The sequence below is a fragment of the Aequorivita sublithincola DSM 14238 genome, assembly GCF_000265385.1.
GTDB classification, from domain to species: Bacteria; Bacteroidota; Bacteroidia; order Flavobacteriales; family Flavobacteriaceae; genus Aequorivita; species Aequorivita sublithincola.
The window spans coordinates 25,752-43,723 of the sequence record NC_018013.1; the positions used below are offsets into that span (position 1 = coordinate 25,752).

At 36.1% G+C, this 17,972-nt stretch carries 21 protein-coding genes; 10 read left to right on the forward strand and 11 right to left on the reverse strand.

The genetic code is table 11. The features are described from left to right. Positions 1-22: 22 nt before the first annotated feature. Positions 23-325, reverse strand: coding sequence for a DUF1456 family protein (locus AEQSU_RS00090; protein WP_014780809.1), 303 nt, complete (start codon positions 323-325; stop codon positions 23-25). A 141-nt stretch (positions 326-466) separates the two neighbouring features. Between AEQSU_RS00090 and AEQSU_RS00095 the strand changes: the two genes are divergently transcribed. Beyond that, positions 467-790 (forward strand): hypothetical protein, encoded by a 324-nt coding sequence (locus tag AEQSU_RS00095; protein WP_014780810.1) that lies wholly within the window; start codon positions 467-469, stop codon positions 788-790. Positions 791-809: 19 nt separating this feature from the next. On the opposite strand, the gene AEQSU_RS00100 is transcribed toward AEQSU_RS00095, so the two are convergent. From AEQSU_RS00100 to AEQSU_RS00130, 7 genes are all read right to left on the reverse strand, one after another. After that, on the reverse strand, positions 810-1,265 hold the full coding sequence (locus AEQSU_RS00100; protein WP_014780811.1) for a universal stress protein: 456 nt from the start codon (positions 1,263-1,265) through the stop codon (positions 810-812). 24 nt (positions 1,266-1,289) lie between these two features. After that, positions 1,290-2,813, reverse strand: a complete 1,524-nt coding sequence (locus tag AEQSU_RS00105) for an FMN-binding glutamate synthase family protein (RefSeq protein WP_014780812.1) — start codon at positions 2,811-2,813, stop codon at positions 1,290-1,292. A 162-nt stretch (positions 2,814-2,975) separates the two neighbouring features. Further along, the gene (locus AEQSU_RS00110) at positions 2,976-4,724 is read right to left on the reverse strand and encodes a thiamine pyrophosphate-dependent enzyme (RefSeq protein WP_014780813.1); all 1,749 of its coding nucleotides are present in this window, start codon (positions 4,722-4,724) and stop codon (positions 2,976-2,978) included. Positions 4,725-4,870: 146 nt separating this feature from the next. Further along, on the reverse strand, positions 4,871-5,071 hold the full coding sequence (locus tag AEQSU_RS00115) for a helix-turn-helix transcriptional regulator (protein WP_014780814.1): 201 nt from the start codon (positions 5,069-5,071) through the stop codon (positions 4,871-4,873). Next, a complete protein-coding gene (locus AEQSU_RS00120; protein WP_014780815.1) occupies positions 5,068-5,517 on the reverse strand; it encodes a hypothetical protein in 450 nt (149 codons plus the stop codon). The genes AEQSU_RS00115 and AEQSU_RS00120 overlap by 4 nt, the downstream gene beginning before the upstream one ends. A 129-nt stretch (positions 5,518-5,646) precedes the next feature. Further along, positions 5,647-6,300 carry a hypothetical protein gene (locus AEQSU_RS00125; protein ID WP_014780816.1) on the reverse strand — a complete coding sequence of 218 codons (654 nt, stop codon included), beginning with the start codon at positions 6,298-6,300 and terminating at the stop codon, positions 5,647-5,649. Between the two features lie 141 nt (positions 6,301-6,441). Continuing rightward, positions 6,442-6,648: a hypothetical protein gene (locus tag AEQSU_RS00130; RefSeq protein WP_014780817.1), complete on the reverse strand. Its 207-nt coding sequence runs from the start codon at positions 6,646-6,648 to the stop codon at positions 6,442-6,444. Between the two features lie 127 nt (positions 6,649-6,775). Here AEQSU_RS00130 and AEQSU_RS00135 point away from each other — a divergent pair, with 127 nt between their 5' ends. From AEQSU_RS00135 to AEQSU_RS00155, 5 genes are all read left to right on the forward strand, one after another. After that, positions 6,776-7,642 carry a sigma-70 family RNA polymerase sigma factor gene (locus tag AEQSU_RS00135; RefSeq protein ID WP_014780818.1) on the forward strand — a complete coding sequence of 289 codons (867 nt, stop codon included), beginning with the start codon at positions 6,776-6,778 and terminating at the stop codon, positions 7,640-7,642. A 99-nt stretch (positions 7,643-7,741) separates the two neighbouring features. Then, positions 7,742-9,568, forward strand: a complete 1,827-nt coding sequence (locus AEQSU_RS00140; protein ID WP_014780819.1) for an SLC13 family permease — start codon at positions 7,742-7,744, stop codon at positions 9,566-9,568. 12 nt (positions 9,569-9,580) lie between these two features. Beyond that, positions 9,581-10,507, forward strand: a complete 927-nt coding sequence (locus tag AEQSU_RS00145) for a mechanosensitive ion channel family protein (protein ID WP_014780820.1) — start codon at positions 9,581-9,583, stop codon at positions 10,505-10,507. Between the two features lie 35 nt (positions 10,508-10,542). Then, the gene (locus AEQSU_RS16730; RefSeq protein ID WP_014780821.1) at positions 10,543-10,683 is read left to right on the forward strand and encodes a hypothetical protein; all 141 of its coding nucleotides are present in this window, start codon (positions 10,543-10,545) and stop codon (positions 10,681-10,683) included. Positions 10,684-10,776: 93 nt separating this feature from the next. Next, a complete protein-coding gene (locus tag AEQSU_RS00155) occupies positions 10,777-11,619 on the forward strand; it encodes an OmpA/MotB family protein (RefSeq protein WP_014780822.1) in 843 nt (280 codons plus the stop codon). A 91-nt stretch (positions 11,620-11,710) separates the two neighbouring features. On the opposite strand, the gene AEQSU_RS00160 is transcribed toward AEQSU_RS00155, so the two are convergent. Next, on the reverse strand, positions 11,711-12,433 hold the full coding sequence (locus AEQSU_RS00160) for an SDR family oxidoreductase (RefSeq protein WP_014780823.1): 723 nt from the start codon (positions 12,431-12,433) through the stop codon (positions 11,711-11,713). Between the two features lie 70 nt (positions 12,434-12,503). On the opposite strand from AEQSU_RS00160, the gene AEQSU_RS00165 reads away from it, so the two are divergent. Further along, a complete protein-coding gene (locus AEQSU_RS00165; RefSeq protein ID WP_014780824.1) occupies positions 12,504-13,118 on the forward strand; it encodes a M15 family metallopeptidase in 615 nt (204 codons plus the stop codon). Positions 13,119-13,177: 59 nt separating this feature from the next. Here the strand turns inward: AEQSU_RS00165 and AEQSU_RS00170 are convergent, their stop codons facing one another. Continuing rightward, the gene (locus AEQSU_RS00170) at positions 13,178-14,101 is read right to left on the reverse strand and encodes a mechanosensitive ion channel family protein (protein ID WP_014780825.1); all 924 of its coding nucleotides are present in this window, start codon (positions 14,099-14,101) and stop codon (positions 13,178-13,180) included. Positions 14,102-14,216: 115 nt separating this feature from the next. On the opposite strand from AEQSU_RS00170, the gene AEQSU_RS00175 reads away from it, so the two are divergent. Together AEQSU_RS00175 and AEQSU_RS00180 are read left to right on the forward strand one after the other, a co-directional pair. Continuing rightward, positions 14,217-14,495, forward strand: a complete 279-nt coding sequence (locus tag AEQSU_RS00175) for a DUF3817 domain-containing protein (protein WP_014780826.1) — start codon at positions 14,217-14,219, stop codon at positions 14,493-14,495. Then, positions 14,495-15,757, forward strand: coding sequence for a mechanosensitive ion channel family protein (locus tag AEQSU_RS00180; protein ID WP_014780827.1), 1,263 nt, complete (start codon positions 14,495-14,497; stop codon positions 15,755-15,757). Before AEQSU_RS00175 ends, AEQSU_RS00180 begins: the two co-directional genes overlap by 1 nt. A 2-nt stretch (positions 15,758-15,759) precedes the next feature. Here the strand turns inward: AEQSU_RS00180 and AEQSU_RS00185 are convergent, their stop codons facing one another. Beyond that, entirely contained in the window at positions 15,760-16,149 is a 390-nt protein-coding gene (locus AEQSU_RS00185; protein ID WP_014780828.1) for an acyl-CoA thioesterase, read from the reverse strand. Positions 16,150-16,330: 181 nt separating this feature from the next. Between AEQSU_RS00185 and bshC the strand changes: the two genes are divergently transcribed. Next, on the forward strand, positions 16,331-17,926 hold the full coding sequence (bshC, locus tag AEQSU_RS00190) for a bacillithiol biosynthesis cysteine-adding enzyme BshC (protein ID WP_014780829.1): 1,596 nt from the start codon (positions 16,331-16,333) through the stop codon (positions 17,924-17,926). Positions 17,927-17,972: the final 46 nt, after the last annotated feature.

Genomic DNA, 17,972 nt, shown 5'->3' on the forward strand with positions numbered 1-17,972 from the left:
TGAACAAATTTGATCCAGCTTTTTATTTCCGAGGATTTGGAATGTGTTTACGAACTGGCTTTGGATTGGATTCTAACTTTACTTTTGGTTCCTTTCTTTCTGGCATCGGTCCGCGTAGATGTATAACCAATCCATTTAAAAAATTACGAAGAAACTGATCGCCACACTCCATATATTTTTCGTGATTCTCGTTTCTAAAGATGGCTCCAAGCTCACTCTTTGTTACTGCAAAATCTACAAGTGAACAAATTTTCAAAATATCCTCATCGCGAAATTTGTGCGCCACACGCAATTTTTTCATTATATCGTTATTGGTAAGAGCCATAATTATTTTTTCAAGATGAAGTATTTCCTTGCGAAGGTACTATTTTATGAAGTAAACCATAAATGCTTGTTATATTTTATTTAATCTGTGTTAAATGAAGTGTCATATTTATCACTTTTAAATACCTTTAAAATAAAAATTATGAAAAATTCAGAAAAAGCTTCAGAAACAAAGACTACTTCAGATTCTAAAAAGACTAAAGACCAGAAACTTCCTTATAATCCTAATATCACCGAACACGATAAAGACATTCTTTCTCAAAAGAACATACACGGCGATGGTGGTGACGATCAACAACTTCGAAATCGTAAGAACAAAGTTGATTTTGCCGGAAAAGATTTAGATGTACCAGGACGAAATCAAGCTAAAAAGTCCAATACAGGTTTCCGCGATGAAGAAAACCAGCTTTTTAGCCAAGGTGGCGATGACAAGGACAACTTAGAAGAAGATAAACCAAGAATTTAATTCTCTCTCAGAATATTATTTATTTCCCCGTTGGCACCATGTAAACGGGGATTTTTGTTTGCTCCAAAATGCTGGACGCAACAGTTCCTAAAAATAGTTTTTCCAAAGCTCCGTGATGATGGGCTCCCATCACAATTAAATCTGCATTCCATTCCTCGGCGTAATCTAAAATCTTTTGTGCGGTATCACCTTCAGCTAAATGTGTTGAAATATTTTCACCTTTTAAATGTACTTTTGTTTTGTCAAGATAATCTTGCGCCACCTTCACAAATTCCTCCTGAATTTTAAAATCCACCGGAAATGCGTAGCCTTCATAACCCATAAAAGGTTCGTATTGCATTCCATAGTAACGTACTTCTGCAAGCACGTGAAACAGGCAAACCTCAGCGTTCATAAGTTTTGCGAGTTCATAACCCATATTCACAACTTTTTCAGAATTGGGATTATAATCTAAGGTAATTAGCACTTTTTTCATGATAATAATTGTTAACGGTTAGATTCACAAATTTGCATTTTCAAGAAATTGTCCTTCGGAAATTATCGGATAAATTTCATCATAACATTTAATGTCTGTCGCAATTTGCTTAAAGATATAACTTCTATTCAAATCTGAAAGGTTATTGCAACCCGCTGCTGCAAAAAGCTCTAAAAATTCTTTCACTGTTCTCGCGTGATAATTTCGAACGCGCTGCCATTTTTCTTCAACAACAAGCCCTCGCATTAATGTTGGATTATTTGTTGTAACTCCTGTAGGACATTTATTAGTATCGCACCTCAGCGCTTGTATGCAACCTAAAGCAATCATCATTCCTCTGGCAGAATTACAAACATCTGCACCGATGCTTAACGCTTTAAAAATATCGAAAGCTGTAAATATTTTGGTGGCTGTTACAATTTTTATATCTTTTTTCAGACCATAACCGTTTAAAGTATCAACAACAAAAACAAGGGCTTTTTCCCACGGCATTCCAACATAATTTGAAAAATCTATTGGTGCGGCACCAGTTCCACCTTCAGAACCATCAACGGTTATGAAGTCGGGTTTTATTCCAGTTTCAACCATTTTTTCGCAGATGTCTATAAACTCTTGTTTGCTTCCTATACATAATTTGAAACCTATAGGTTTTCCATTGCTCAGCTCACGCATCTGTTTTACAAAACGCAACAAACCTTCAGCATCACTGAACGCACTATGTCCAGGAGGTGAAATAACGTCCGTATGCGGTTTTATTCCTCTAATTTTTGCAATTTCCTCATCGTTCTTAACTGCTGGCAAAACGCCACCGTGACCAGGTTTTGCTCCTTGTGAAATTTTAATCTCAATCATTTTAACTGTAGGATAAGCAGCTTTTTCTTTAAATATTTCTGGGGAAAAGTGCCCGTCTTCATTTCTACAACCAAAATAACCTGTTCCTACTTCATATACCAAATCGCCTCCTTTTAAGTGATAATCTGAAATTCCACCTTCACCTGTATCATGGAAAAAATTACCTGCTTTTGCCCCTAAATTCAACGCCATTACAGCATTTTTGCTCAAAGCTCCAAAACTCATAGCCGAAATATTAAAAATACTAGCGCTATAAGGTTGTTTACAATCCGGGCCGCCAATAAGAACTCTTGGCGCTTCCTCCTTCAACGGTGAAGGATAAATACTGTGTTTCATCCATTTGGCATTTTCAGCTTCTACATTTAACTCGGTTCCAAAAGGATGGGTTTCCTTTTCAAGTTTGGCACGTTCATAAATGTAGGTTCTGTGGTTTCGGTCTATTGGTTTTCCATCGGTATCAGATTCCACAAAGTATTGGTGAAGTTCTGGTCCAATCATTTCTAGTAAAAAACGCATATGTCCCAAAACAGGGAAGTTTCTTAGAATGGCGTGTTTTTTCTGAAATAAATCATAAATACCAATCGCGAAAATTGTAATACCCAGAATTGAAAAACCATAAACTGGCCAAATTGCAGTGCAGGTTATGATTGCAATGATTCCTAAGGCGATAAACGTAAATTGTATTGCTTCTCTCATTTTGAAAAATTTATTAATATTATAATGTTTATCAATTTTGAAAATTGATTTAGGACAATAAGACTTAAGATATAGGACGAAATAGTGTCGAAATAACTTTTCTTATCATAAAACTGAAGTTGTCTTACGTCCTATGTCTTATCGTCCTATGTCCTGTTTGAATTATTTTGAATTGTGAAAAAATCCTTTTATCTCGTCCATCAAGTTATTTTTCTGGTTTTTATCACCTTGAACTGAGAGTAAAATTTCCTTCACTTTAGATTTTCCAAAGCCCCAGGCTTCTTCCAAAGTTATGTTCGGCGGCAATGAAAGTTCTCCTGGATTAGTTACGGCATCTATAATAAAAGGCTTGGGTGAAGCGATTGCCATTTCAATTGCTTTTTCAATATCTGCGGCGTGTTCCACTCGTATTCCGTTGCCGCCACACAGTTTGGCATATTCGGCAAAATTTGGGTTTTGCAGGCCGAGAGCTTCGTCTGCCATTGCATAACCAGCTTCCTCCATTTCAATTTTTACAAAACCGAGTTGGCTGTTGTTGTAAACTAAAATTTTCACGGGCCAATTGTAACGAACGGCTGTAATAAAATCATTCATACACATTCCAAAAGCGCCGTCCCCAACAATTGCCCAAACTTGTCTTCCTGGATTTACAGATTGAATTCCCATAGCTGCAGGAAAACCAACAGCCATAGAACCGTGATTAAATGAACCCAGCAAACGTCGTTTTCCGCGAAAAGATAAATGATGCGCCACCCAAATGGCACTTTCGCCAACGTCAACAGTAAAACAAGCATCGTCCGAAGCTTTTTTGTTTATAACATTCATAAAAAGTTGTGGATGTAAAGGCTCTTCATCCATCTTCAAACTACTGCTTTCCAATTTATGTTGTTTCCATTTTTTAAAGTTTTCAACCAGATTATCTAAAAATTCAGAATTTTTCTTCGGAAGAATCTTAGCTTCCAATTTTTCAAGTGTTGCCAAACAATCGCCTTGCACGCCAATATCCACCTTTACACGATTACCAATGTTTTCAATACGTTTGTCAACTTGAATGATTTTAACATCGTCTGGAAGAAAGTTGCTGTAAGGAAAATCAGTTCCCAACATCAACAACAAATCTGGTTTCATAACGGCGTGATATGCGGAAGGATTTCCTATTAATCCTGTGAGACCAACCACATTTTTGTCATCATTATGAATCACGTCCGAAGATCTAAACGTATGAACAATTGGCGCTTTCAATTTTTCGGAAAGAGCTAAAACCTCTTCCCTACTATTTCGGCAGCCTGCTCCTGCTAGAATTGTGATCTTTTCGGCTTCATTAATTGCGTTTGCTATTTTGTTGATGTCTTTTTCAGAAGGAACTAAAACCGCATTGCCACGAAAAACAGGATGCTCAAAGTGAGCACCTTTGGCTTCTTCAACCGCAATATCTACAGGAATTTCAACCCGAACTACAGCTCGTTGTTCCAAAGCGATTTGAATTGCTTTCAAAACCACTCGAGGCGCTTCTTCCGCAGATCGAATTATGGCTTGGTATGCGCAAACATCATCGAAAATTTTAGTAAGCCCAACTTCTTGAAAATAATTGGTTCCCATATTCACACGCGCCACTTGGCCGCTAATGGCAAGAACTGGAACGCGTTCTTTTTTTGCATTGTAGAGCCCATTAATAAGATGAAGTGTTCCTGGACCAACGGTTCCTGCGCAGACTGCTAGATTGTCCGTCATCTGTGCTTCAGCGCCAGCGGCGAAGGCACCATTTTCCTCGTGGCGCACGGCAATCCATTTCATATCATCATCATCGCGGAGGGCATCTGTGAAAGTGTTTAGGGCATCGCCAGTTACACCCCATATTTGGGTTACGCCGACATTTTTAAGAATTTGAAGAATTTGTTCAGATACATTCATACTTTAGTTTTAATGTAAAATTAAAGTACGACTTTAAGAATTCTCTATCTTTTAGATTCTATTTTTAGGAATTATGAAAATTTTAACGCCGCAAGACTATTCCAATTATGGAATATATAAAAAATGACTACGAATATGATAATGGATCAATCATTTTCTTCAAGTTTAAAAAAATTGTTTACAGGCTTGTCAAAAAGTTTTGATAGTTTTAGTGCCAAAAGCGTTGAAGGCACATACCGATTGGTCTCAATAGAATTAATGGTCTGTCGCGATACCCCAATTTTTTGCGCAAGTTCATCTTGCGTTAGGTTGAGAATGGCACGTTCAACTTTTAAAGTATTTTTCATGAATTCCTCTTTTTTAGAAACCAGAAAGTCATTAAATACACCACAAGTAAAAACCAGAGTATTTGAAAATCACCTAAATCTTCATAATTTGCATTTTGTGGTTTTACAATTACAAAAGCCAAGTAATTTATTAAAGGCTGCACCAAAACATAAACGACTCCTATTATAAAGGCGAATGAAAATGCCTTTGATCGAAGATTTTCTGCTAATTCATCCTCAATCTTTTCCTTTGAAATGGTTACAATTAGTAAACCCAATAACGCTGTCTTCTTGAAAATTGAACTAACCAGTGTATAATCTCCGTCTAAAAACTTACTAATTATTAGAAATCCAAAAGAGAGAAAGAGAATACCCCAACCTATTTTTTTCCACTGGTTTGGCAACTTAAAGTTTATTAACCAGTGCAATCTGTGCTCTTCAGCATCACAAAATTTTCGCTTGTTCATAATATAAATGTTTTATTAGTTAAAGTAAGTACGCTTAACAATAAGACAAATATACTATTTATTTTGTAAAACAAACTTTACATTATAAAATTTGTTTCTATCTAGGTTCTATTCAAATTTTAAAAAAAATTACTGTTTTACAACTATGGCAGTAGCCTTATTGCCCGTAAAAAGATTCCATTCATAGGAAGCGAGCAGATTGCCAATTTCGTCGTAGATATTTAGTTGGGCGGTATTTGGTCCAGAGGTCCCTTGATTTAATGCTTCAAAATCTATTTTGTTGAAACCTGATTGCAAGGGAAGGTTAAATCCTCTAAAACTGCCTTCCAGTCTTGCTTGCGGAATTAGAATATCGCCATTTACATATACACGAATCATATCGCCATCCACAAATTCATGGTCGCGATACATAAAGGTTGCTGTTTTTGCTGTTGTTTTAAAATCCCCTAGATATTGGTCTTTTCCGTATTCAGGTTTTGCTTCTTTATCTTCGCTGAAGTATTTTGGCCCTTTGTTATTCCCAGTATAGGTAAGCAAACCATCACCATTTTGCATATCTATCTGTTTTTCTTTTTCCTTACCTAAGTCGGAATTATTTGAAGTATTCGGATTCTTATTGTTGGAGAGTGTTGGCGATTTAATTGCTGGAATTTCAAAACCGGTAGAACTTTCCATATTGGATTGAGAAGATTCAAACCGAACGGAATTGTTCTGCAAATCAATTTGAGAAAACATTGTTCCCGAAAAAGCTAGTAAACCAATTAAGAAGAATTTCTTCAACATAACATAAAATTTTAAGCAACTACTACAAGAATTGCACCAAAAAATGAATTTTCAATTTCAGGAAAACCTTGAAATCTTCATTTATTGAAAACAGAAATTGCTGCTGCAAACTAATTCTTTTCAAAATTAATGTATAAACATTTAACTTTTCTTGTTCCGTTGCTTTTTATAGACGATAAAAAACAATACCGCACACAATGGCAGAACAATATAAATTATAATATCAGCAGGATTATTTAAATCGATAGGTTTATCACTTGGTTTTGGAACTTCTGTTGGTTTTTGAGCTAAAACACTTATAGAAACAAGCATTGCGATTACTGGAAAAGCTATATTTTGAATTTTCATTTTCTTTTTTTATCAAGGTAATCAAAAAAAAATAACACCATCAAATTTTAACAAGTTGTGTTAACTATTTGGAAAATCGCTAAAAATGTCATACTATGCCGTGTTATTATAAAAAACAGAGAGATATATGAGACAACTTAAAATCACGAAGCAGGTTACCAACAGAGAAACCAAATCTTTAAACAGTTATTTACAGGACGTTAGCAAGATAGACTTGATAACTGCTGAAGAAGAAGTAGAGTTGGCACAGCGTATTCGTGAAGGAGATCAAGCCGCACTGAATAAATTGAGCCGTGCAAATTTACGATTTGTAATATCGGTTGCAAAACAATACCAAAATCAAGGACTAAGTCTTCCAGATTTAATTAATGAAGGAAACGTTGGTTTGGTAAAAGCCGCTAAACGATTTGATGAAACTCGCGGTTTTAAATTTATTTCTTACGCAGTTTGGTGGATTCGTCAAGCAATTTTGCAGGCAATCGCTGAACAATCCCGTGTTGTTCGTTTGCCTTTGAACAAAATTGGCGACATCAATAAAATAAAGAAGGCTTCCATACATTTGGAACAAAAATTTCAGCGTATTCCTACAGCTTCCGAAATAGCTCAAGAGCTTGATTTCAGTGAGTCTAAGGTGAAAAGTTCGCTTAAAAATTCAACGCGAAGTCTTTCAATGGACGCTCCTTTTCAAGAAGGAGAGAACGATAATAATCTTTATGATGTTTTGAGTTCTGGTGAAAGCCCGAACCCAGATAAAAACTTAATGCACGAATCACTTCGTATCGAAATTAACCGTGCTTTAGACACTTTAGCACCTCGCGAAGCAGATGTTGTAAAATTAAATTTCGGACTTTGTGGGCAACCCCCAATGACGCTACAGGAAATTGGAGACACTTTTGATTTGAGCCGCGAACGCGTTCGTCAAATTCGTGAGAAAGCGATTAGAAGATTACGTCAAACTTCAAAAAGCCACATCTTGAAAAAGTATTTAGGCTAAACAAAATGTTAAAATATTGACAGTGTCAATATTTTATGAAATTCTTAGGAACGAGTTTTATTTCTGCGGTTATCTTTATAAGATCAACCATCAATACAAATGACCACAGAAATAATACTCGTTTTTTCTATTCTGTTCGTTACGATTATTCTTTTCGCTTTTGAAGTCTTTTCTGTAGATAAAATTGCAATGTTGCTCATAGCCACACTAGCCATTTCTGGACTGGTTGAGCCAGATGAAGCGATTTCAGGCTTCTCAAATTCCGCTACAATTACCGTACTTTCTTTAATGATTATTGCGCTTGCTTTGGAGGACAACGGTGTTATCGCTTCCTTGGCGCGCTTTCTTAAAAATCTTCATGTACTTCCACTTTTTCTTTTGCTTCCTATTTTCATGTTTATTACTGGAGGTATTTCAGCATTTATAAATACCACTGCCGTGGTTATTGTGTTTATAAAAATAATTGCAGAATTGGCTAAACGCTTCAATGTGTCTCAATCCAAACTGCTACTTCCTATTTCATTTGCAGGTATTTTAGGTGGAAGTTGTACATTAATGGGAACATCCACAAACCTGATTGTAAATTCCGTGGCGCGAGATCTTGGAGCAGAAAAATTCAGTTTCTTCGAATTTTCGTTTTTTGGACTCATCTTTATGATCGTGGGAATTATCGTGATAACCATTCTCTCTAGATGGCTTCCGAAGGATTCAAAAGAAAATTTACAAGAGGCTTATGATCTAGAAAATTATGTGACAACAGTTGTAATAAGCGAAGATTCAAATTTGATTGATAAAAACATTGAAGACACCTTTCTATATACTAATCCTGAAATTTCCATTTTAAAACTTACTCGTAAAAAGCAAATTACCAACGCTCCGGGTCGTTATATTACCTTAAAAGCAAACGATAGATTGGTTTTGATGTGCGACATTGAGAATCTAGCAAAACTTAATGATGCCGAAGGTTTAAGCGTTCATAAGAACAAAGAAAGCGACAAAAAGAAGTTGATTATAGAAAACGAAGAAGAAGCCGAAAACACAAAAAAACAAGACGATTTGGGCTTTGTGGAGCTCTTAATTTTACCCGGTTCAATCCTTATTGGAAAAACATTAAAACAACTTAGAAAACAAACCTTTCAAAGTGCACTGCCTATTGCCATAAAAAAAAGAAGAAATATTCGGAACACCAAAGAACGTTTGGTAAGAAAGAATATTGAACAAATTACGCTAAAACCAGGAGATAGGTTGTTGGTTGAAGTGCCTAAGAACGAAATTGGCCAGCTTTATGAAATGGAAAACGTGGCAATATTGATGGAACACAAAACCAAACCCGCCGTAAACATTAAAAAGCGAGCTATGTCTTTTGCTATTTTGTTAATCGTTGTAGGGTTGGCGGCCACCGGAATTCTTCCTATTTTAATAAGTGCTTTAACTGGAGTATGTCTTTTACTTCTTACGCGCTGTTTGGAATTGAATGATGTGTATCATCGCATAAACTGGCAGGTAATTTTTCTACTTGCAGGAATGATTCCGCTAGGTATTGCAATGAACAACACTGGCGCAGATAAATGGATTTCAGACCAGTTATTAAACATTTTGAGCGGTCAATCAAACCTAATCGTTATTGGGCTTATATTTTTGATAACCATGTTAATGAGTAGTGTGGTGAGCAACAACGCAACCGCAATAATAATGACACCTATTGCTATAGCTGTTGCCGTGGGCTTAGACCTTTCTATGAAACCATTTATACTTTCGGTTTTATTTGGGGCAAACTTTAGTTTTTTTACGCCAATGGGTTATCAAACAAATACATTAATTTACGGTATGGGCTTCTATAAGTTCAAACATTTTTTTATCATTGGGGGCATCCTTTCTATTATTCTATGGATATTAGGTACATTTTTGCTTTCATCACTCTTATAAACAAAACATATTATGACACAAGAAAAATTTTCAGTAGAATCCTCAATTACAAACTTATGGGACAAGCTTGATGGCTGGCTGGACACTATAATCCTGAAATTGCCAAATGTGGCGGTGGCTATACTCGTTCTGGTTGTCTTTTATTTCATTGCCAAAGGCCTGAAAAAACTTTCGCATAAAGTCCTATTTCGCAAAATGAGCGATGAGTCCATCAAACAGGTACTTTCCAAGTTAGTTTACGCCATTGTCCTGCTTATTGGCTTTTTTATCGCGTTGGGTGTTATGCAACTAGATAAAGTACTAACATCGGTTCTAGCTGGTGCTGGAGTTATGGGATTAGCCATTGGATTCGCGTTACAAGGAACCTTAAGCAATACCGTTTCGGGTTTTATGCTTTCTTTTCAACCAAAAGTGCGCATAGGAGATTTTATTGAAGCGCAAGGTAAGAAGGGTTATGTAGAAGAAATAGATCTTAGAACAGTAACAATCCGCCAACCAGATAATGATTATGTAATGATTCCGAATAAAATATTTGTTGAAAATCCGTTCACCAATTATTCTTGGACGGAGCGTTCAAGAGTATCCGTAAGCTGCGGCGTGGGTTATGAAGACGATTTGCAAAAAGTGGAAGATCTCGTGGTAAAGCTACTTTCAGAAAATTTTGAACAAGATGAAGGAGAAGGCGTAGAATTCTTTTATACTGAATTTGGCGATAGCTCCATCAACTTCATTACACGGTTTTGGATTCACAGCGAAAAGCCAAAACCTAAACTGGAGGCGCAGCACAAGGCCATAAAACTAATCCGCAAAGGATTTGATGAAGCTGGAGTTAATATTCCTTTCCCTATCCGCACTTTGGATTTTGGAAAGAATAAATTACGAATGGAACCACAGGATGAAGCTCCTAAAAAGAATGATTCCAAAACTAATAGAGAATAACTAGCAATTATTGCAATCACCTTAAAATTATACTCATGAAAAAATTACTTAGAATTTTATTAGCCGGCTGGGGTGCCAAGAAAATTGGTGGCGGAAAATGCGGCTGCATCGGTACCATTGTTGTCTTTATCATACTTTATGTTGTATTGGGATATGTGTTTGAGTGGTTCGGTTAAAATTCATTTAACAAAACAATAGCACTCATTAACTAATTTTTTGGAGAGACACGCTGTTATATTTGCGTAACAAACCCTTAAAAACTTAGTATTATGAAAAAAGCTATTGCACTAACCATGCTGGCGACAGCAATTTTTGCTACCTCATGTGTATCAAAAAAGAAGTATGTAGAATTGGAAAATCAATACAATGATACCCGTTCTACGCTTACAAAAACCCAGTTTGAAAAAGAAGAAATTGAAGCCAAGTACGCCAAAATTGAAGAGCGCGTTGCTAGCTACAATTCCAAAATCCAATCATTGACTGACAGTAACAACAGTCGCCTGCAAGAAATTGAAGGCGTTGTAATTTCAGAAAATGATAAGGAAAAAATGAGAAAAGCCCTTGCCAATGTAGATCCCCAAGAATTGGCACAGGCTAAAACGTTGAAAGATTCTATGAATCTAATCGTTTCTCACAATCTTAAAAAGAACCTAGACAGCAGTTTGGTTGGCGAAGGTGAAGAAGATGACATCAAGATTAACATTGATGAAACGGTGGTAATGATTACAATTTCAGATAAATTATTATTTAAGTCTGGTAGTGCAACCGTTAATTCTAAAGCCAATCCATTATTAGAGCGTCTTGCTAAAGTAATTAACAGCGAACCAGCCCTAGAGGTAATGGTTGAAGGTCATACAGACAGTCAAACCGTTAAGCCTGGTGCTTACATTAAAGACAACTGGGAGTTGAGTGTAGATCGTTCCACTGCCGTTATCCGCAAATTACAGGATGACTACGGTGTAGCTCCAGAAAAGCTAATTGCAGCTGGACGAAGCAGTTTTCACCCACTAACAGAAAATGAAACTAAGGATGGGCGCGCAACTAACAGAAGAACGCGTATTGTAATTTTGCCAAACCTTGACAAATTTTTGGCTTTGCTTTCTGCCAAATAAAAAAGAAGGTAAATAACTATGGTAACGGCGGTTCATCACAACGATGAACCGCCTTTTTTTTAACTACCGTCTACCAACTAAAGACTACCAACTAAGAAGGTGGCATTGATGGTCTAACTTCAATTTTACTTGGCAAAGTTCGCGGATTCATCTTCAATAAATCCACAACTAACTTTCCTATATCTTCTTTCTGGATTTTCCAAGCACCTTTTTCATCTGGTTCGTTATTATTAAAATGAGTTGAAACCGAACCTGGCATAATAGTACTCACCTTTACTCCAGCGTCGCGCAAATCTAGCATCGCAGCTTGTGTAAAACCTGTAAGACCAAATTTACTTGCGTTATAAGCACTTCCTCCTTTAAAGAAATTAGTTCCAGCCAAACTTGAAATACTTATAAAGTATCCTTTGTTTTTCTTTAATTGATCAACGCTCGCTTTCAAAGAATAGAACGGTCCCGAAAGGTTGGTGTCTATGGTTTCCTTCCATTCTTCAATTGTAATATCTTCAACAGAACCAAAATGGCCTAAACCAGCATTAGCAATAACAATATCCAAAGCACCAAATTTACTAACAGCTTCGTTAACTGCTTTTTCTTGACTTTCATAACTACGTACGTCTGCTTCTAAACCTATTGCCTGTGCCCTATCGTTTCCGTTAGCGTTTAATTGCTTGGCAGCTTCTTCGGCAGTTGTTTTTGTTCTTCCGGTTATGGCAACATTTATTCCCTCTTTCAGTAAAGCTTCAGCAATTCCGTAACCTATTCCTTTTGTACCGCCTGTAACAAGTGCGGATTTTTTTCCTAAATCATTCATAGTTTTTCGTTTTTCCCAAAGTTACAAATAGCGAAAGCGAATGTTATTAAATTCTGCTTAAATTTGAATAATGAAATTATTATTTTTTCTGTTTTTCGTATCTTCATTCTTTTGTCTTTCTTCCCAAGAAAAACCAAAGGAAACACTCGTAAATCTTAAAGACCTTTCAACGGAATTTAATTATGAAATCCGTTACGCTACACCAAACAACTTCATAGGCGAAACACTTTACGACTGCGCCGAATGTTTACTGCGTACCGAAGTAGCAGAAGCACTCCTAAAAGCCAATCAATACTTCTGCGAAAAAGGGTATCGCATAAAAATATACGACTGCTACAGACCGTTGGATGTTCAGAAAAAAATGTGGGCTAAAGTGCCGCGCGCAACGTATGTGGGCAATCCTTATGGAAACGGTTCCGTGCACAACAAAGGTGCTGCGGTAGATATTACTCTTGAAACTTTGGATGGTTGTTACGTTGAAATGGGCAGTGATTACGATTACTTCGGAAGAGAAGCGCATATTGACAACTATAATTTTTCAAAAGAAATACTAGCGCATAGAAAGTTGCTTTTTGAAGGAATGCGGAAAGTTGGTTTCAATACTATAAGGACAGAATGGTGGCATTTCAGCTTTAAGAAGAATTGGAGTTATAAAACATTGAATGTTCCATTGCCCTGTGAATAATATTTCTCCGTGTCCTCTGTGGTTAATTATTCAACACAGAGGCACAGAGGACACGGAATTTATTGCTTTTCTTTTTTCGGAAACTCTGGACTATTTCTAAATTTAATAGGAATAGCATCCTCAGTTCCATAAATTTTAAGTTCTTTAATATCCGCAGGAAGATTGAAGCCTTTTTTGAAGAGTTCTTCCTTCACTTCACGAATAATCAAACCGCGCAAAACTCTGGAAGACCTTCTATAATCAACAGTATCGACCCAAAAAAATACTTTTAAGTTTACGGTGCTTGCAGCCAGTTCATCTTCAATTACAAAATTTTCGTGTTCGGCGTCTCTCATAATTTCTTCGTTTGAATCCAAAATGCCTTGAATTGTTTTCTTAGCCGCCACTATATCGTCTTCGTAACCAATTCCAACTGTAAAATCTACTCTATAAAAACCATCTGCGGTATAGTTTTCAACTGGTTTTGTAAGCACATCGCTATTTGGTATGTAAATATCTCGCCCGTCAAAAGTTTTTATGTGCGAATATCTAAAGCTTAATGCCTTCACCCTTCCGAAGATATCGTCTACTTTTATCGTATCGTTAATATTAAAAGGTCTGTTGAAAGCAAGAATAATTCCAGCCAGAAAGTTCTTTCCTATATCTTGAAAAGCAAAACCCAAAATAATTGCGCCACCGCCAACGGCTGTTAAGAGCCCAGTTGCAATTCCATCCAAACCAGCAACACGCAAGGCAATCATTATGGCTATAATAATCAAAATTATTTTTACAGCTTGCGCCAAGAACTTTGACATTAACGGATCTTCAGACTTCTTTTGAAATCTTCGCTTATAAAAATTGGTAAGAACCTGCGCCAGTAAAACACCCAAAATTATAACCAAAATTGCCATAGCAATCCTTGGTAATACTTTTAGGAATTCGTGGTAATAGGTTTCTAATGAATTTTGAATTGTTTGTCCTGGGGATTGTAACAATGGAATCATATAATTTTTTCTTTTAAAGATATACATTTCTACAAAGTTATTTGTTCGATTAAAGTAATCTTAAAATTTAGCTGTGCGAGTTGCAACATGTATCTTTGCCGAAAATTAGACAATCTTGGAACTTTCAGTAAAAACATTTAGATTAATTAGCACTTTGGAAGCAATTTCATTTTTAGTGCTTTTAGGAATTGCAATGCCTTTAAAATACATTTGGGACATGCCAAGAATGGTGCAATTAGTGGGAATGGCACACGGTGTTTTGTTCGTTCTTTATGTTGGTGGCGCAATATACATGTTCAAAAAACTGAAATGGTCAATCAAAGATTTATTCATTGTGGTTATGTGTTCCGTGCTGCCTTTCGGTCCCTTTTATGTAGAACGTAAATACCTATAATGAATACAGATACGCTTCAAAAATACAGTTGTTTACTGCAAGAATACCTCAATGGCGAAGGGATGGCACTGGAATGGGCCATTTTTCTCAATGTGGTTTTAAACTGTATTGTTGTTTTTATTGGCGTTTATATCCTTGACGTTATTTTTAGAAAATTTATTGTTGAAGCCTTCAAAGCATTCAGCGACAAGACAAAAAATACCTTTGATGATTATCTTGTGAAAAGTAATTTTCCAAGATTTTTTGCCCACATTTTGCCTTTGTTCATTATGTGGAAGTTGATTCCAATAATTTTTATTGAATCAGCTTTTATGACCGATCTTTTGCTGATAGTTGTGCAAGTTCTGTCGGTTATACTTTCTATCTATATTTTCCGAAGTATTCTGCGGAGCACACGTAATTATCTTGAAGAAAGCGAAAGGTTTAAGGACAAGCCGATGGAAAGCTACGTGCAGGTAATGATGATTTTTGCTTGGGGAATCGGAATTTTTTGGATTATTCAGCTTCTTACGGGCTTTTCAATTGTTAGCCTTACTACTTTGGGAGCGGCTTCTGCCGTGATTCTTCTAATTTTTAAAGATACCATTCTTGGTTTTGTTGCGAGCATTCAGGTTTCTGTGAATGATATTGTTCGCATTGGCGACTGGATTACTTTCAGCAAATTTGGCGCTGATGGACACGTTACCGAAATAAACCTCGCGACTGTTCGCGTACAGAACTGGGATAATACCTTCACCACAATTCCCACCTATAGCTTGATTGCAGATTCGTTTCAAAACTGGCGTGGAATGCAGGAAAGCGATGGGCGAAGAATAAAACGTTCCATTTTTATAAAGCAATCTTCCATAAAATTTCTTTCTTCGGAAGACATTGTGAAGCTGAAAAAAATTGAACTGATAAAACCGTATTTAGAACATCGCCAAAAAGATGTGGATAAATTCAACCATAAAAACGAAGTTGATAAAGAACTATTGATAAATGGTAGAAATCAAACAAACCTCGGTGTTTTCCGTTATTATACTGATGCTTTTTTGAATGAAAATTCCGCAATCAATAAAGACTTGTTTTTAATGGTGCGCCATTTAGCACCAACAGATAAAGGAATTCCGATTGAAATATTTTGTTTCAGCAAAGACAAACGCTGGGTAAATTACGAACACATTCAAGCAGATATTTTTGACCATTTGCTGGCCTCCATCCCCTATTTCGACCTTGAAATTTTTGAATTGCCAACTGGCCAAGACTTTCGAGCCTTGTCTTAAAACTATTTTCCCAAACGGTCTTTAACGTATTCAATTTCATTTTTTCCGTGCGGTGTTGGATTTCCATTGTCATCCAAGCTAACCATTGTAATCCTGTCAATACTGATAATTACTTCCCGCGTCATTTTGTTGCGCACTTCGCAAGCTAGCGATAATGATGTTCTTCCGAAGTTTGTTACCTCAAGACCTATTTCAATAATATCACCTTTTTTTGCAGAGCTTCTAAAGTTTATTTCACTCATAAACTTTGTAACTGTGCGTGGGTTTTCAAGTTGAATGATTGAGTATAGTGCGGCTTCCTCATCAATCCATTCAAGCAATCTTCCGCCAAAAAGTGTTTCGTTTGGGTTTAAATCTTCGGGTTTTATCCATTTTCTTGTGTGAAAATTCATAATAATTTCGAGTTTTGAGTAAAGATAATTCTTAAAATATGTTTCAAAAAATTAATACACCGTAACTTTTTATTATTCTGTTAGGCTTAGTAAACCTATTCCAACTCTCAAGATTAACGTATCTTTAAACCTGCGACCCGTTTAAAACGGTTATTTTTGTTTGAATTTTTCTAAAGAATCTATGCCAACCCATTCCATTCCCTATCAAAACACAGGTTATTTCTCTAAGCTCATGTGTGATTATCTCGCAGAAGATGAGAACTTAAAACCGTTTTACAATCGCTTTCCAAACTTGGAGAATTTCAAAAAGCAACTAGACGAAAAACAAAAGAATTTCACGGAAGAGAAACGACATTTGTTGGCAAAACGAATCATGTTTCAATATGGCGATAATTCTATCTCACAATCTACGCTGAGCAATATTGATTTGCTGAAAGAGCACACCACGTTTACAATAACAACGGGACATCAGCTCAATCTTTTTACTGGACCTTTGTACTTTTTATATAAAATATTCTCAACAATAAATCTATGCGAACAACTCAATAATAAGTACCATAAAAACCATTTTGTACCTATATACTGGATGGCTTCGGAAGATCATGATTTTGAAGAAATAAATTATTTTAATCTCTTCGGAAAAAAAGTAAAATGGAACAGAAATACTTCTGGTGCCGTTGGCGAGCTTTCCACAGAAGGTTTGAAGGAAGTGAAAGAACAACTAAAAAAGGAATTCGGCGAAAGTGAAAACGCTAAAAAATTGATAGGTTATTTTAAGGATGCCTACACAAAGCACACCAATCTTGCTGATGCAACACGCTTTTTGGCCAATTGTCTATTTTACCACCACGGTTTAGTGATTTTAGATGGAAATGATCCTGAACTAAAAAAATGTTTCATTCCTTATGCCGAAAAGGAGTTAACTGAAAACCTAAGCTTCAAAAAAGTTTCTGAAACTACTGAAAAACTAACTAATTTGGGTTTTTCTGAACAAGTTCACCCACGAGAAATCAATTTGTTTTACCTAAAAGAAAACCTTCGAGAACGTATCATTGAAAAAGATGAACGATTTTATATAAATGAAACCAACATTTCTTTTTCAAAAGAAGAAATTTTAAAAGAATTACACGAATATCCAGAGCGCTTATCACCAAATGCTTTGTTGAGACCACTCTATCAGGAAGAAATTTTACCCAATCTCTGTTACATTGGCGGCGGCGGCGAGTTGGCGTATTGGTTTCAGTTAAAGGATTATTTTGAAGCAGTTCAGATTCCTTTCCCAATACTTTTATTGCGAAATTCCGCGCTTTTAGTTCCAAAGAATCTTTCAGAAAAACTTAAAAACTTAAACACCGGAATTGAAGAATTATTTCTTCCGCAGCACGAATTGATTACGAAACACACTTACAAAATCTCAAAACTTAAAATAGATTTTTCAAAACAGAAAGAGTTTCTAAAAAAGCAGTTTAAGGATTTATATCTTTTAGCTGAAAAGACCGATGTTTCATTTCTTGGAGCCGTTGGTGCTCAAGAAAAAAAGCAATTAAATGGTTTAGAAAACCTTGAAAAACGATTGTTGAAAGCTCAAAAACGAAACCATTCCGAAGAAATTGAGCGATTAAAAAATATTCAAAACCAACTATTTCCAAACCAAAGCTTGCAAGAACGACAGCTTAATTTTTCAGAATTCTATTTAGAATTTGGAGAAGAATTGCTAGATGTTTTGAAAGAAAATTTGGATCCCTTGGATAGTAATTTTACTGTTTTGGAATTGTGATTATTTTCTCGATTCCAAACCTAACAGGTCTCTAAGACCTGTTAGG